The sequence below is a fragment of the Jannaschia sp. R86511 genome (assembly GCF_042466345.1).
Classification (GTDB): domain Bacteria; phylum Actinomycetota; class Actinomycetes; order Actinomycetales; family JBBAYJ01; genus Aquipuribacter.
Window position 1 is genome coordinate 2,350,528 of sequence record NZ_JAXHCD010000001.1, and the last position, 14,623, is coordinate 2,365,150.

13 protein-coding genes are annotated in these 14,623 nt (G+C 75.6%); 5 read left to right on the plus strand and 8 right to left on the minus strand.

All coding sequences use genetic code 11. The features are described 5' to 3' along the window. Positions 1–7: 7 nt before the first annotated feature. Genes SJY06_RS11070 through SJY06_RS11080 form a run of 3 tightly spaced genes read left to right on the plus strand, consistent with a single transcriptional unit; the run spans position 8 to position 2,903 of the window. Entirely contained in the window at positions 8–1,465 is a 1,458-nt protein-coding gene (locus SJY06_RS11070) for a phosphomannomutase/phosphoglucomutase (RefSeq protein WP_380167502.1), read from the plus strand. Beyond that, positions 1,462–1,725: a Trm112 family protein gene (locus SJY06_RS11075; RefSeq protein ID WP_380167504.1), complete on the plus strand. Its 264-nt coding sequence runs from the start codon at positions 1,462–1,464 to the stop codon at positions 1,723–1,725. Before SJY06_RS11070 ends, SJY06_RS11075 begins: the two co-directional genes overlap by 4 nt. Beyond that, positions 1,722–2,903 (plus strand): SIS domain-containing protein, encoded by a 1,182-nt coding sequence (locus SJY06_RS11080; RefSeq protein ID WP_380167506.1) that lies wholly within the window; start codon positions 1,722–1,724, stop codon positions 2,901–2,903. The genes SJY06_RS11075 and SJY06_RS11080 overlap by 4 nt, the downstream gene beginning before the upstream one ends. Before the next feature lie 42 nt (positions 2,904–2,945). On the opposite strand, the gene SJY06_RS11085 is transcribed toward SJY06_RS11080, so the two are convergent. Beyond that, positions 2,946–4,538, minus strand: a complete 1,593-nt coding sequence (locus SJY06_RS11085; protein WP_380167508.1) for a DUF222 domain-containing protein — start codon at positions 4,536–4,538, stop codon at positions 2,946–2,948. Positions 4,539–4,788: 250 nt separating this feature from the next. Here SJY06_RS11085 and ahcY point away from each other — a divergent pair, with 250 nt between their 5' ends. Further along, entirely contained in the window at positions 4,789–6,303 is a 1,515-nt protein-coding gene (ahcY, locus tag SJY06_RS11090) for an adenosylhomocysteinase (RefSeq protein ID WP_380167510.1), read from the plus strand. Between the two features lie 130 nt (positions 6,304–6,433). Here ahcY and SJY06_RS11095 read toward each other — a convergent pair whose 3' ends face one another. Together SJY06_RS11095 and SJY06_RS11100 are read right to left on the minus strand one after the other, a co-directional pair. Continuing rightward, positions 6,434–7,009 carry a hypothetical protein gene (locus tag SJY06_RS11095; protein WP_380167512.1) on the minus strand — a complete coding sequence of 192 codons (576 nt, stop codon included), beginning with the start codon at positions 7,007–7,009 and terminating at the stop codon, positions 6,434–6,436. A gap of 346 nt (positions 7,010–7,355) precedes the next feature. Further along, positions 7,356–8,147 carry an RDD family protein gene (locus tag SJY06_RS11100; RefSeq protein ID WP_380169700.1) on the minus strand — a complete coding sequence of 264 codons (792 nt, stop codon included), beginning with the start codon at positions 8,145–8,147 and terminating at the stop codon, positions 7,356–7,358. A 90-nt stretch (positions 8,148–8,237) separates the two neighbouring features. Between SJY06_RS11100 and SJY06_RS11105 the strand changes: the two genes are divergently transcribed. Then, positions 8,238–9,233 (plus strand): stage II sporulation protein M, encoded by a 996-nt coding sequence (locus tag SJY06_RS11105; RefSeq protein WP_380167514.1) that lies wholly within the window; start codon positions 8,238–8,240, stop codon positions 9,231–9,233. A 7-nt stretch (positions 9,234–9,240) separates the two neighbouring features. Here the strand turns inward: SJY06_RS11105 and SJY06_RS11110 are convergent, their stop codons facing one another. Genes SJY06_RS11110 through SJY06_RS11130 form a run of 5 tightly spaced genes read right to left on the minus strand, consistent with a single transcriptional unit; the run spans position 9,241 to position 14,608 of the window. Next, a complete protein-coding gene (locus SJY06_RS11110; RefSeq protein WP_380167516.1) occupies positions 9,241–10,533 on the minus strand; it encodes a DUF58 domain-containing protein in 1,293 nt (430 codons plus the stop codon). 1 nt (position 10,534) lies between these two features. Further along, a complete protein-coding gene (locus SJY06_RS11115) occupies positions 10,535–11,545 on the minus strand; it encodes an AAA family ATPase (protein WP_380167518.1) in 1,011 nt (336 codons plus the stop codon). Then, complete coding sequence (locus SJY06_RS11120; RefSeq protein WP_380167520.1) at positions 11,542–12,828, minus strand: DUF4350 domain-containing protein; 1,287 nt, start codon at positions 12,826–12,828, stop codon at positions 11,542–11,544. The genes SJY06_RS11115 and SJY06_RS11120 overlap by 4 nt, the downstream gene beginning before the upstream one ends. Then, positions 12,825–13,496, minus strand: coding sequence for a DUF4129 domain-containing protein (locus tag SJY06_RS11125; RefSeq protein WP_380167522.1), 672 nt, complete (start codon positions 13,494–13,496; stop codon positions 12,825–12,827). Before SJY06_RS11125 ends, SJY06_RS11120 begins: the two co-directional genes overlap by 4 nt. Further along, complete coding sequence (locus tag SJY06_RS11130; RefSeq protein ID WP_380167524.1) at positions 13,493–14,608, minus strand: hypothetical protein; 1,116 nt, start codon at positions 14,606–14,608, stop codon at positions 13,493–13,495. The genes SJY06_RS11125 and SJY06_RS11130 overlap by 4 nt, the downstream gene beginning before the upstream one ends. Positions 14,609–14,623 lie beyond the last annotated feature (15 nt).

Here is a 14,623-nt window from a genome sequence, read left to right on the forward strand (position 1 = left end):
GAGGGGCGTGCAGCAGCCCTCCCCGCACCACCCCCTGCAGGACATCGTCAAGGCCTACGACATCCGCGGTCTGGTGGGTGAGCAGCTGGACGCCGGCACCTGCCGGGCGCTCGGCTCCGCCTTCGCCACCGAGGTGGTTCTGCCCGAGTCCGACGGCGAGCCGCGGCTGGCGGTCGGTCACGACATGCGGCCGTCCTCGCCCGAGCTCGCCGAGGCGTTCGCCCTCGGTGCGGCCGAGGCCGGGGCCGTGGTGGAGGTCGTCGGCCTCACCTCGACCGACCAGCTGTACCTGGTGTCCGGCTCGCGCGACGCCGCCGGCGTCATGTTCACCGCCAGCCACAACCCCGCCGCCTACAACGGGCTCAAGCTCTGCCGCCGGGGGGCGCGACCCGTCAGCCTTGACACCGGCCTGGCCCAGGTCCGGGACACCGCGGTGGCCCTGCTGCAGGGCCGGGCGGCGCCCGCCGTGGCGCCCGGGGGGTCGGTGTCGCGGCGGGACACGCTGGCCGAGTACGCCGCCCACCTGCGCGCCCTGGTGCCGCTGGACGGGATCCGGCCGCTGCGCGTCGTGGTCGACGCCGGCAACGGCATGGGCGGTCTGACCGTGCCGGCCGTGCTGGGTGAGGCGGCCGGTCTGCCGGCGCTGCCGGTGACGGTCGAGCCGCTGTACTTCGAGCTGGACGGCACCTTCCCCAACCACGACGCGAACCCGCTCGACCTGACGACCCTGGTCGACCTGCAGGCCGCGGTGCGCGCGTCGGGCGCCGACCTGGGGCTGGCCACCGACGGCGACGCCGACCGCTGCTTCGTCATCGACGAGCGCGGCGAGGTCGTCGACCCGAGCACCGTGACGGCCCTCGTGGCCGTCAACGAGGTCGCGCGGGCCCGCGCGGACGGCGAGGCCGCACCCACGGTCCTGTACAACCTCATCACCAGCCGCGCCGTGCCGGACGTGGTCACCGAGGCCGGCGGCCGGGCGGTGCGGACCCGCGTGGGCCACTCCTACATCAAGGCCGAGATGGCCGCGACGGACGCCGTGTTCGGCGGAGAGCACTCCGCGCACTTCTACTTCCGCGACTTCTACGGGGCGGACTCCGGCATGCTCGCGGCCCTGCACGTGCTGCAGGCGCTGGGGCGCACGCCGGTCGGGACCACGCTGTCGCAGCTGGTCGGCGGATACGCCCGCTACGCCCGCAGCGGCGAGGTCAACTCCACCGTGGGCGACGCCGCCCGGGCCACGGAGCGGGTCCTCGAGGCCGTCGCCGCCGGTCCCGAGCCCGTCGAGCTGGACCACCTGGACGGCGTGACCGTGTCCGCGGTCGACGGCTCGTGGTGGTTCAACCTGCGTCCCAGCAACACCGAGCCGTTGCTGCGGCTCAACGTGGAGGCGGTCGACGAGACGACCCTGGCCCGTGTGCGAGACCATGTCCTGTCGTTGGTCCGCTCGGAGGAGGCACCCGCATGACCGCACCCGTGGAGGCCTGGCTGCGTGAGGTGCTGCGCTGCCCCGCCTGCCGCAGCACGCTGCTGGACGTCCAGGACCCGGCGGGGGCCACGGCGCTGCGCTGCGCCGCCGACGTGGCGCCCGGCTGCGGCCGCACCTACCGCTACGACCGCGGCGTGCCCGTCCTGCTCGTCGACGAGGGCGTCCTGCCCGGGCCCGGCGGGTCGGTCCCGGGGGAGCCGGGCGCGGGCCTGCCGGCGCGGGACGACGTCCGGCCATGATCGACGAGGCGGTCCTCGACGACGCCGACGCGCTCGCGCGCGTCGACCGCGAGGGCTCGCTGCGGGTGCTGGCCAGCGCCGGGGCGCAGGTGCGCGCCGCGCTGTCCGCCGAGCACGACCTCGAACGGGTCCGTGACGACGGTCGGCCGCGCTCGGTCCTGGTCGCGGGCCTCGGTGGCAGCGCCGTCGTCGGGGACGTCGTGGCCGCGCTCGCGGGGGCCGGGTCCTCGGTGCCCGTCCAGCGCCGCAAGGGTGGCCCGCTGCCCGGCTGGGTGGGTCCGCTGGACCTGGTGCTGGCCGTGTCCATGTCCGGCCGGGCGCCGGAGCCGCTGCAGATCGCGGCGGAGGCGGCCCGGCGGGGAGCGCGGCTGGTGTCCGTGTGCCGGGAGGGCTCGCCGCTGGCCGACGTGACGGCCAGGGCCCGGGGGACGGTCCTGGCCGTGCCGCGCAACGGCGTCCCCGGGGTGCCGGCTGCGGGTTCCCGCACGGGTCTGTGGTCGCTGCTGGCGCCGGTGCTGCTGGCGTGCGGGGCGGCAGACGTCCTGGACCTCGACGCGCACGACCTCGGTCTGGCGGCGGACCGCCTGGACGAGGAGGCCGAGACCTGCCGGCCCGCCTCGCCCGGGTTCGTCAACCCGGCCAAGGTGCTGGCCCTCGAGCTCGACGGCGTGGTGCCGGTGGTGCTGAGCGACGGCGACGCCGCGGAGGCCGCCGCCGCGCGGGTGGTGTCGATGCTGGCCCGAACCGCCCGGGTGCCCGCGGTCCGCGGCACGCTGCCGGACGACGCCGGGGACGTGGTGTCGCTGTTCGACGGGCAGTTCGTCGGGGGCGCGGGCAGCGCCGGGGGACCGGGCGGGGGCGCGGGCGTCGACCCGATCTTCGCCGACCCGTTCCTCGACGGGCCGCCCGGCCCGCAGCTGCGTCTGCTGCTGCTGTCGGACACCGAGGACGTCCCGCACGCCGGCCCCGTCCGGGCCGTGGCCTCCCACGCGGGGGTCCGGGTCAGCGAGCTGGCGGCGCCCCCGGGGCGCCCGCTGCAGCGGCTGGCCACGCTGGTGGCCCGGACCGACTTCGCCGCCACCTACCTGGCCCTGGGGGGCAGCATCGACCCGTCGCGGTCGGTGCACCTCGCCGACCTGCGTGAGGTGTGGGCCTCCGGCGACGGCGCGACGCCTTAGCCGGACGGCGTCCCGACCCGCAGGCAGCTTTCCGGTGCGCGCTCAGGCGGCGTGGCGGGTTCGTCGGGCGCGTTGGTGCCAGGCTGGTCGGGGTTGTCGTCGGGGGTCGACGTGGCGCGGGGGTGTGATCCAGATCTGGCCTTCGTGGTCGGTGGTGAGGGTCCAGGTGCCGGTGTGGACGGCGGCGTGGTGGGCGGGGCAGAGCAGGCAGAGGTTGCACAGGTCGGTGGGTCCGCCGTCGGCCCAGTGGGTGAGGTGGTGGGCGTCGCAGACCTGGGGTGGGGCGGTGCAGCCGGGGATGACGCAGCCGCCGTCGCGGACGGCGAGGGCGCGGCGTTGGGAGAGGGAGGCGAGGCGGACGGTGCGGCCGAGCTGCAGGGGGGTGTCGGTGGGGGAGAGCACGAGGCGTTGCAGGACCGCGTCGCAGGCGAGCGTGCGTGCGGCCCAGGTGGGGATCGGGCCTGCGCCGTCGACCTCGGGCAGGCCGATGACGGTGGGGCCGCCGCCGGCGGCGCGGTTGCCGGTGGGGCCGCCGTCGTGGGCGCAGCCGTCGTGGTCGAGGTTGTCGTGGGTGTTGCCGTCGTGGGTACCGGGTCGGCGCGACTGCTCGAGCTGCTGGAGCTGGTCGAGGCTCATGGTGACGACGACGCGGGGCCGCTCGCCGCGGTGTGGAGCCTCGACGCCGAGGGCGACCTGGAGGAGGTGTCCGAGGGCGTCGGCGCGTCGTTGGCGGGGCTGGCGGCGGTCGGGTTGCCCCGCCGCCTTGCTGTCGCTGCCCCAGGCGTCGGTCTGCTCGCCGCGCAGCTGGCCGAGGTCCCCGGGCGTGTCTGTGGCGCCGTTCGTCGGGCGCCGGCCTGGAGCACCGGCGTCACCCTGGCTCGCGGTTGTGGTGGTGCTGCCGGCGGGGTCGGGGGCGGACCAGCGTTGCAGGGCGGTGCGTAGGGCGGCGCCGGCGACGGGGTCGAGCTGGAAGCGGCCGACGGTCATGCCGCTGGCGTCGGTGGCGAGGTCGAGGAAGCGTCGGTCGAAGGAGCGTTCGTCGTGGCGGTCCTCGCGGTCCGGGACGAGGCTGGCGAGCAGGTGCTTCGCGGCGACGTTCATGTCGGTCGGGGTGCCGCCGTCGGCGGCGAGCAGGAGGTAGGCGACGGCTTCGTCGGTGAAGCCGGGCTGCTGCTGGACCTTGGTGGGGATCGTGTCGAGGCAGACGACGGCGGCGTCGACGTGGGCGCGGGACACCTCGCCGCCGGCCAGCAGCGCGGCGAAGGGGTGCAGGGGGGCGTCGGGGGTGAGGGCGCGGGCGGCGGCGACGTCGGCGCGGGCACGGGCGGCGCTCATCAGGCAGGCCGTGCGGAGGAACCCCTCGGGTGTGGTCGCGACGGGGGAGGCCTCGGCGACGCCGCGGGTGTCGACCTCGCGGACCAGGCGCAGGTGGGCCTCCTCCAACGCGGCCCGGACCCGGGCGAGGTCGCCGACGGCGGTGAGGACCGTCCGGTCGCTGCTCTGCCAGACCACGTCGTCACCGAGCTGGGCCCGCAAGCCCGATACGGCGTCGCGGACGGCGTCGACGGCCTGCAGCAGGGGCGTGCCGGAGACGTCGGTCTGCTCGTCCCCTGCCTCGCCGGCCCCCAAGGTCATGCCGGCAGTCTATCGAACAGGTGTTCGAACAACAACCCCTCGACCGACCGTTGGGGTGCACTGTCGGGTCACGTGGCGCCCGCGCCCTCCCGGAACGACCAGGGCGGGTTAACCTGGGACCCGCACGGCGTCGGTGATGCCGAAGGGCCCAGAGGGGTCACGCCGGGGCGAGGAGACACCCGACCGCGCCGTGCGCGAGCGCCACGCGGTCCCTGACGTACGCGGTCAACCCGCGGGAAGGAACCACCCCATGTCCTCCATCACCCCTCCGGGCCGCGCCGCCGCGCTGGCCGCGAGCCACACCACCGCCGACGGCCGGGTCATCGACCACGCCGTCGCCGACCTGTCCCTGGCCGAGACCGGCCGCCACCAGCTGCGCCTGGCCGAGCACGAGATGCCCGGCCTGATGTCGCTGCGCGAGGAGTACGCCGGCAAGGCGCCCCTGGCCGGCGCGCGCATCACCGGCTCCCTGCACATGACCGTGCAGACCGCCGTCCTCATCGAGACCCTGGTCTCGCTCGGCGCCGACGTGCGCTGGGCCTCCTGCAACATCTTCTCCACCGACGACGCCGCGGCCGCCGCGATCGTGGTCGGCCCCGAGGGCACCCCCGAGGCGCCCACCGGCATCCCGGTCTACGCCTGGAAGGGCGAGACGCTGGAGGAGTACTGGTGGTGCACCGACGCCGTGCTGCGCTGGCCCGCGGACGGCAACGGCTCGACCGGCCCGAACATGATCCTCGACGACGGCGGCGACGCCACGATGCTGGTGCACAAGGGTGTCGAGTTCGAGGGCGCCGGGGCCGTGCCCGCGACCACCGAGGACGACAACGAGGAGTACGCGGTCGTCCTGGAGACGCTGCGCCGCACCCTCGCCGCCGAGCCGGGCCGCTGGACCGCCGTCGCCAAGGGCATCAAGGGCGTCACCGAGGAGACCACCACCGGTGTCCTGCGGCTGTACGACCGCATGCGCGACGGCACCCTGCTGTTCACCGCCATCAACGTCAACGACTCGGTGACCAAGTCCAAGTTCGACAACAAGTACGGCACCCGCCACTCGATCATCGACGGCATCAACCGGGCCACCGACGTGCTCATCGGCGGCAAGGTGGCCGTGGTCTGCGGCTACGGCGACGTCGGCAAGGGGTCCGCGGAGTCGCTGCGCGGCCAGGGCGCCCGGGTCATCGTCACCGAGATCGACCCCATCAACGCCCTGCAGGCCGCGATGGACGGCTACCAGGTCGCCACCCTCGACGAGGTCATCGGCTCCGCCGACATCGTCATCACGGCGACCGGCAACAAGGACGTCGTGACCGCCGAGCAGATCGGCCGGATGAAGAACAAGGCCATCCTCGGCAACATCGGCCACTTCGACAACGAGATCGACATGGCCGGCCTGGCGCGCACCCCCGGCGTCACCCGGACCGAGATCAAGCCGCAGGTGCACGAGTGGACGTTCCCCGACGGCACCAGCGTCATCGTGCTGTCCGAGGGCCGCCTGCTCAACCTGGGCAACGCCACCGGCCACCCCAGCTTCGTGATGAGCAACTCCTTCACCAACCAGGTGATGGCGCAGATCGAGCTGTTCACCCGCGGTGAGGAGTACCCCCTCGGCGTGCACGTGCTGCCGAAGGTCCTGGACGAGAAGGTCGCCCGGCTGCACCTTGACGCCCTCGGCGTCCGGCTCACCGAGCTGACCAAGTCCCAGGCCGAGTACCTGGGCGTGGACGTCGCCGGCCCCTACAAGACCGACGCCTACCGCTACTGACCCACCCCGCACCCCCGCGTCCCACCGCGTTCCGACGCAACGGCACCCTCCGTCGATCTGCTCGACGCAGGGTGCCGTTGTGTCGTCGGGGACCCGACTCAGGGTGCCGTCGTGCGCAACCGGCCCCGGGTCAGCCGGTGTAGCTGGCGCGGGCGGTGACCGGGGTGGCGGCGGGTGCGCTGGGGGCCACCACGGCCGGGGCCGGTGCGCCGGCGTCCTCGGCGAACCAGTCGCACGCGTCGGCAGCGGCCTGGACGAGACCGGCGTACTCGTCGAGCCCGAGCGCCCGCAGGTCGGCCAGGTGGTCGGCCAGGCTCTGCTCGGTCTCGAAGTCGCGCCCCAGGGCGGCCTCGATCAGCAGGTTCCGCTCTCCGCGGGCCTGGTCGAGCTCGAGCAGCAGGTCGTCGGCGGCCAGCTCGGCGGCCGTCAGCGCCTCCTGCGCCTCCTGCACGGCGGCGGCGTCGTCGTCGCGGGCCTGCTCCGCCTCGGCCAGGGCCTGCTCCGCCGCCTCGATCTCGTCGGCGTCCCCGCCGTCGCGGGCCGCGGCCAGCTCGTCCTCGGCGGTGGTCACAGCGGCCTCGGTCGCAGCCAGGTCCTCCTGGGCCGAGGCCAGGGCCGCGGCGAGGTCGGCCACGTCGGCCTCGCTCTCGGCCGACGACTCCTCCAGCCCGGTCACGGACGCCTCGGCGGCCTCCAGCAGCGGCACGACGGAGTCGACGCGGTAGGCGTCCTGGGCAGCGCGCGCGGAGGTGCAGTCCGCGGCGGTGGTGGACGCGCTCGGGAGGGCCCGCGGGGTGTGGTGCCGGCGACCGCGGGCAGCGCCGCCGCGGACACGAGCAGGCCGGCCGCGAGGGCGCCGAACAGGCCGGCACGACGTCGAGTGATCATGGTGTTCCCCCAGGTGAGAGTGTGGTTGTGGGGGTCCCGTGCGGACCCTTGGCCGAAGCGTGGCAGCAGGCGGGGTGCGCCGTCCGGCGAACGTCGTGCCCGGTTCTGTAACGATCTGGTACCGGCCGACGGTGCGGTCACCGAGCCACGGGGCCCGCGGGTCCTCAGACGCCGCGGGCGTGCTCCGCCATCGCCCGCAGCCGCTGCAGCTGGGCCTGCTCCGAGGCGATCCGGCGCCCGTCGCGGGCGCGGCGCTCGGCCAGCACCGCCGCGATGAAACGCTCCTGCGACGTGCCGGCGGGGGGCGGCGGCGACACCAGCGCCGACAGCTCACCGGCCAGCCGGTCGCCGAGCTGCGCGCGCGCCTGCGGCGACAGCCCGTCCAGGCGCGACAGGTAGGACCGGGCGGCCAGGCCGAGCGATCCCGGCACCTGGCCCAGGTCGGCCGTCGCGGCCCAGCCGGCCAGCTCCGGCGGCATCTGCACCATGGGCGAGCTCAGCAGCGCGGTCCGCTCGTTGACCACGTACGTGCCCGCCACCAGGTCGCCGAGCCGCTTGGCCCGGTGGGTGCCCAGCACGAACGGTGCGGACAGGGCCCCGAGGGCCAGGTAGATCTCGCCGAAGCCCACCAGGGCCCGCGCGATGGCGTGCCGGCTGCGGATCGGGCCGCCGTCGTCGCGCACCACCCGCAGCCCCAGGGCGAGCTTGCCCAGCGAGCGGCCGTGCGTGAGCGTCTCGACCGTGGCCGGCACCACCACCAGCGCGAGCACCACCAGACCGAGGGCCACGGCGGCGAACCCCGCCGCGTCGAGGGAGAAGACGAAGCTGCCGAACAGCCACAGCAGGCCGACCAGGACGACGACCTGCACGACGACGTCGATGATGATCCCCAGCAGCCGGGTGCCGAGCCCGGCGGGCGGCAGCTCCAGGACGACGGCGTCCCCGGTCACCAGCATGCTCACGGCAGCAGGCTATCCGGGTGGTGCGCGGGGTCGTCGTCCCGACGTGCCGACCGGACCCGGACGGCCCCGTACTAGGGTCGCGGGGTGGACGTCGACGCCTTCGTGCAGGCGCACTCGGGGGAGTGGGCGCGGTTGGAGCAGCTGCTGAAGCGCGGCCGGCTGGACGCGGCCGAGGCCGACGAGCTGGTGTCGCTCTACCAGCGGGTGGCCACCCACCTGTCGGTGGTGCGGTCCTCCGCCCCGGACCCGTCGCTGGTGGCTCGGCTGTCCACGCTGGTCAACCGGGCCCGGCAGGCCGTCGCGGGCTCGCGCGAACCGGTCTGGCGCGACGTGGCCCGCTTCTTCGTCGTCGAGTTCCCCGCCGCCCTGCACCGCGCCGGCCGGCTGACCGTCGCCGTCGCCGTCGCCTTCGTCCTGATCGGGGGCGTGTCGGGCTGGTGGGTGGCCGCCAACCCGGACGTGCAGGCCTCCCTCGCCTCCGACGCGGACATCCGGGCCCTGTGCGAGGTGCAGTTCGAGGCCTACTACTCCGAGAACCCGGCGGCGTCGTTCGCCGGCCAGGTCTGGACCAACAACGCCTGGATCGCCGCGCAGTCCATCGCGTTCGGCATCACGGGCATCTTCCCGGTGTACGTGTTCGTGACCAACGCCATCGGCGTCGGCTCGACCGGCGGCCTGATGGCCTCCTGCGACCGGCTCGACCTGTTCTTCGGCCTCATCACCCCCCACGGCCTGCTGGAGCTGACCGCGGTGTTCGTGGCGCTGGCGGCGGGGCTGCGCGTGTTCTGGGCCTGGGTCGACCCGGGCCCGCGCTCCCGCGTCGAGGCGCTGGGGCAGGAGGGGCGCGCCATGATCGGCATCGCCGTCGGCCTGGTGCCCGTGCTGCTGGTGTCGGGCGTCGTCGAGGCCTACGTGACGCCGTCGCCCCTGCCCACGTGGGCGCGCATCGCGGTGGGGGCCGTGGTGTGGGGGGCGTTCGTCGCCTACGTCGTGGTCCTGGGCGGGCGGGCCGTGCGCGCCGGCGAGACCGGGGACCTGCGCAAGGAGCTGCGCGGCGACCGGGACCTGGTCTCCGGCTGAGCCCGGATCAGAGCCGGCCGGCGGCCTTCATCGCCAGGTAGCGGTCGGCCAGGGCCGGCGGCAGCGAGTCGGGGTCGCCGCGCACGACCTCCACACCCAGCCGGTTGACCCAGCCCGTCACGGTCTCGGCCTCCAGCTGCGAGCGGGTGGCGGCCACGGCGTCGTACACGGCGGTCGCGTCACCGCGCCGGGACGCCATCTCGGTGAGCTCCGGGTCGGTCACCGACGCCACCACCACGGCGTGCCGACGGCTGATCTGGGCCAGCACGGGCAGCAGGCCGGAGTCGACGCTGCCCGCCTCCAGGGGGGTCAGCAGCACGACGAGGCTGCGGCGGCTCAACCGGCCCCGCACCTGCGCGGCGACCATCGACCAGTCGGACTCCACCAGGGCCGGGTCTACCGGGGCCATGACGTCGACCATGCGCTGCAGCAGGTCGCTGCGCGAGGCGCCCTCGACCCGCCCGACCACGCGGCGGTCGTGCAGCAGCAGGTCGACGCGGTCACCGGCGCGGGACGCGAGGGCGGCCAGCAGCAGGGCGGCGTCCATCGCGGCGTCCAGGCGGGGCTCGTCGCCGACCCGGGCCGCGGCCGTCCGGCCGGCGTCGACGACCAGCAGCACCCGCCGGTCGCGCTCCGGGCGCCAGGTGCGCACCACCACGGTCTGCCGCCGGGCGGTGGCCCGCCAGTCGATGGACCGGACGTCGTCGCCGTCCACGTACTCGCGCAACGAGTCGAACTCGGTGCCCTGCCCGCGCAGCTGCACGGCGGACTTGCCGTCGATCTCGCGCAGCTGGGCCAGCCGGCTGGGCAGGTGCCGACGGGACCGGAACGGGGGCAGCACGCGCAGCCGGCCGGGCAGGTCCAGGCTCCGCTGCCGGGCCGCGACCCCGAGGGGGCCGAGGCTGCGCACCGCCAGACCGGGGCTCAGCCGGTCCCCGCGCCGGGTGGGCACCAGGGCCGTGGTCACCCGCCGCCGCTCACCACCGGGCACTACGACGCGTTGCCGGGCCGGGCTGGCCCCGGCCGACGGCTGCCAGGCGTCGCGGACCACGGCCCGCAGCCGCCGGCGCCCGGGGTTGCCGATGACGACGCTGCTCTCGGTCGGCTCCTGCTGCCGGACGGAGCCCAGGGGCTCGCGCTCCAGCACCAGGGCGCGCGGGGAGGCCGCGAGCAGCAGGTCGAACCCCACGAGCAGCACGAGGACGCCGAGCCACCCGAGGAACGTGGTCCACCCCGGGACCAGCGCCACCGGCACCAGCCCCAGCAGCGCCACCACGACGGCCCGCCCGGTCACCGTCATGTCAGCGGGGCACCGGGGTCGAGGCCAGCACGGAGTCCAGCACCGACTCCACCGACACGCCCTCGAGCTCCGCCTCGGGCCGCAGCTGGACGCGGTGGCGCAGGGTGGCCCGGGCCATGGCCTTGACGTCGTCCGGGGTCACGTAGTCGCGCCCGGTCAGCCAGGCCCAGGCCCGCGCCGTGGACATGAGCGCCGTGGAGCCGCGGGGCGAGACGCCCAGCGACAGCGACGGGGAGGTGCGGGTGGCGCGGGCGATGTCGACCACGTAGGCCAGCACCTCACGGCCCACCTGCACCCGGGCCACGGCCTCCTGGCCGGCCTTGAGGTCCTCGGGCCCGGCCACCTGCTGCAGCCCGGCCGCGGCCAGGTCGCGCGGGTCGAAGCCGTGCGCGTGCCGGTGCAGCACCTCGACCTCCGCGTCGCGCTCCGGCAGGGGCATGGTGAGCTTGAGCAGGAACCGGTCCAGCTGGGCCTCGGGCAGGGAGTAGGTGCCCTCGTACTCCACCGGGTTCTGGGTCGCGGCCACGATGAACGGGTCCGGCAGCAGGCGCGCCTTGCCGTCGACGCTGACCTGCCGCTCCTCCATGGCCTCGAGCAGGGAGGCCTGCGTCTTGGGCGGCGTCCGGTTGATCTCGTCGGCCAGCAGGATGTTGGTGAACACCGGCCCCTCGCGGAAGCTGAACTCACCGGTGCGGCTGTCGTACACCAGCGACCCGGTGACGTCGCCGGGCATCAGGTCGGGGGTGAACTGCACCCGGCTGGTGTCCAGGCGCAGCGCGGCGGACAGCGCCCGGACCGTGAGGGTCTTGGCCACGCCGGGGACGCCCTCCAGCAGCACGTGGCCGCGGCACAGCAGGGCGATGACGAGGCCCGTGACGACGGCCTGCTGCCCCACGACCGCCTTGCCGACCTCGACGGGGACCCGCTGCAGGGCCTCGCGCGGGTCGGTGGGGGGTGCGGAGCCCCAGGACGCGGCTGCGTCGGTGCTCGGACGTTCCGGCTGTTCGCTCACCGGTGGGTCACCTCTCGTTCGAGTCGGTCAAGGTCGTCCGCCAGCCTGACCAGGCCGGCGTCGTCGGTGGGTGGGGGGCCGTCGAGCAGCAGCCCGACCGACACCGGGTCGCGGCCGCTGGCGGCCGCGGCCAGCCGGGCCACGGTGGCCGGGTCGGACACCGAGCCGGTGGACAGCCGGGCAGCCAGGCGCCGCGAGGTGGCCGCGCGCAGCACCTGGGCCCCGGCGACCCGGGCCCCGGCGGCGCGGTACAGCCGGGCCCGGCCCTCGGTGGTCTCGGCGGAGCGGACCACGGCGGGCAGCCGCTCGGGCACGAGCCGGCCCAGGCGACGGAACCGCCACAGCACGGCCACCGCGGTCACCAGCAGCAGCTGCCAGCCGGCCCAGCCGACCCAGCGGGGCAGCAGCTCGACCGCGGTGGGGGCGGGGCCGTCGCCGGCGTCCAGGGCGACGTCGAGGGGGTCGACGCGGTACCAGAGCAGCGTGTCCTGCCGGCCGAGGCTGCGCAGCGCCAGGGCGGCGTTGCCCTCCTCCGCCAGCCAGCGGTTGCTCAGCACGTCGGGCTGGCCGTGGACCACGACCCGGCGCTGCTCCTGGGCGTCGTCGACGACGGCGTAGGAGCCCGCGTCGGGGTTCGTGCCGCTGCCGGGCGGGTAGCAGACGGCCACCCGGGCCGTGGCCGACGGGGCCTCGCGCTCCACGCCGGGCACCGGCGCCGAACCGCTGGCCACGTACCGGCTGCCGCCGCCGCGCGCCTCCCCGGCCGCCACCGCGTCGGGGTCGTCGCAGCCCGGGGCGGCGGTGTAGGACCCGGCGGTCCCGCCGATGCTCAGCTCCGGGGCGAGCACCTGCAGCACCGGCAGCGACGGGTCCACCAGGACCAGGTCCGCGCCCGTGGCCCGCAGCCCCCGCAGCTGGTCGGGGGCCAAGAGGTCGGCCTGGAGCACCAGCAGCGTGGTGCCGGCGGTCGCGGTGTCGCGCACCTCCTGCAGGTCGGTCGGCTCCCGCACGTCGACGCCCTGCCGGCCGAGCACCTGGGCCACGGCCCGGGCTCCTTCCGGGGCGGGGTTGTCCGGCGCCAGCGGCTCCCCGCTGCCCCGCGGGGTCAGGGCGACGGTGAGGACGACGCCCAGCAGCACGACCAGGACCACGGCGACGAGGCCGCGGTTGCGCCGCCACCAAGGCCCCCAGCCACGCCGGGCGGCCGGGTCGGTGCCGGGCTCGGCGTCGTCGGGACCCTCGAAGGCCAGGTCGGTCCGCTCGTCCAGGCCCGGGCCGCTCACGAGCCCGACCCCCCGACCGCGAGCAGGCCCGCGGGTCGGGCCCGGCCGACGGCCTCGTCGGCCGCCACGCAGGCGTCGTAGCCCGCCTCGTCCCCGTCCCGTCCGCCGTACGTGACGTCGTCGAACACCCGCGCGGCCCGGGTCAGGGACTCGGCGGCGGGGGGCAGCAGGGCGCCGGCCTCGACGGCGACCTCGTCGGCCGTCCGGCCCGGGCGGCGGTCCAGCACCACCCGCTCCTCCAGGGCCCGGGCCGTGGCCCGGAACCGCTCCTGCACCGCGGCTCCCCACCGGCCGGCGGCCGCGGCCTGCTCGGCGGCGGAGCGGTGCTGCGCCGCGGTCAGCAGCGTGCTGCCGAACACCCCGCCCGGGGTCGGGCCGCGGCGCGCGGCGCGGCGGCGCACGGGCCCGGCCACCAGCAGGGCCAGCACGACCAGCAGGACGAGCAGGCCGAGTCCGATGACCAGGCCCAGGCCGCCGCCGGCGACCCCGGCCACGGTGAGCAGGTCGTCCAGCCGCTCCAGCAGCCAGGCGATGGCCTCCTGCAGCAGGTTGGGCTGGGCGGCGGCGTAGGCCTGGTCGGTCAGCTCCTCCACCGCCCACCGGCGGGCCGTGGCGCGGTCGGGGTCGACGACGGCCAGGGGGACGCCGGGCAGCAGGGCGGGGCTCACGCCTGCTCGGTGGCCAGGGTGCGTGCGAGCGCGACGTCCAGGCCCTCCAGGCGGATCCGGCGGTCCACGTAGAGCAGGGCGATGACGGCGGCCAGGAAGGGGATGGCCAGCACCAGGCCCACGGTGGTGCCCAGGCTGACCGACGCGGCGTAGATGCCCCCCGCCAGGACGGGGTCGCTCTCCAGCAGCACCAGGCCCACCGAGCCGGCGATGGCGAAGGGGGTCGCGAGCAGCTGCGACACCACCGAGGCGAGGATGCCGGTGAGCAGCAGCACCAGCAGCGTGCGCCAGAACGCCCCCTTGACCAGGGCGACCGAGCGCTTGACCGAGGCGATGATGCTGAGCCGCTCGACGACGATGAGGACCGGGACGAAGGTCAGCAGGACGTACAGCCAGGCCGCCAGCACGAGGCCGCCCAGGCCGAGCACCACGAGCGCCACGGCGCCGCCGGCGACCTCCTCCAGCACGAGCAGGACGATCCCCGGCGCCAGCGCGAGGGCGACGATCAGCGACCCGCCGATCGACTGCAGCAGCGACCAGCCGATGAGCGGCCAGACCCGGCCGCGTGCACGGCGCCACAGCTCGCCGACCCGCAGCCGCCGGTCCACCACGCTCTGGGTGACCGACAGGATGAGCATCCCGGTCAGCACGATGACGGCGATGCTCTGCAGGAAGCCGGTGGGGATGAGGGCCAGGAAGCTGCCCCCGACCGCCAGGGCCTGGTCGTCGGTCAGCTCGGCCGTCGGGTCCGTGAACGCCGACGTGCTGAACACGCCGACCAGGGGGAGCGAGACCAGGATGCTGGTGACGCCGAGGACCAGGGCCGACAGCCCGATCATGGCGCGCGGGTTGTGCCGGATGGCGCGGAAGGCACCGTCGAAGAAGTCGCCGAAGCCCAGCGGCTTGAGGGCGATGATGCCGCGGCGGGTGAGCACGCTGCCGTAGGGCTGCTGGTCCGGGCCCGTCATCTGCTGCCAGCCCTGGCCCGACCGCACACCCGGTCCGGCCGGCGCTGCGGCGGGCGGGCCCTGCGGCACGCCCCACCCCGTCGTCGCGCCGGTCTCGGGGGCGGACCAGCCGCTGCCGGTCCCGCCCGTCGGTGGTGTGCTCACAGCTGTCGTCCTCCC

What these genes read in the sequence shown, in the direction of transcription:
- SJY06_RS11075 (WP_380167504.1), top strand. Translation starts at nt 1,462, where the DNA reads ATGACCGCACCCGTGGAGGCCTGGCTGCGTGAGGTGCTGCGCTGCCCC.
- SJY06_RS11080 (WP_380167506.1), top strand. Translation starts at nt 1,722, where the DNA reads ATGATCGACGAGGCGGTCCTCGACGACGCCGACGCGCTCGCGCGCGTC.
- SJY06_RS11085 (WP_380167508.1), bottom strand. Translation starts at nt 4,538, where the DNA reads ATGACCTTGGGGGCCGGCGAGGCAGGGGACGAGCAGACCGACGTCTCC.
- ahcY (WP_380167510.1), top strand. Translation starts at nt 4,789, where the DNA reads ATGTCCTCCATCACCCCTCCGGGCCGCGCCGCCGCGCTGGCCGCGAGC.
- SJY06_RS11100 (WP_380169700.1), bottom strand. Translation starts at nt 8,147, where the DNA reads ATGCTGGTGACCGGGGACGCCGTCGTCCTGGAGCTGCCGCCCGCCGGG.
- SJY06_RS11110 (WP_380167516.1), bottom strand. Translation starts at nt 10,533, where the DNA reads ATGACGGTGACCGGGCGGGCCGTCGTGGTGGCGCTGCTGGGGCTGGTG.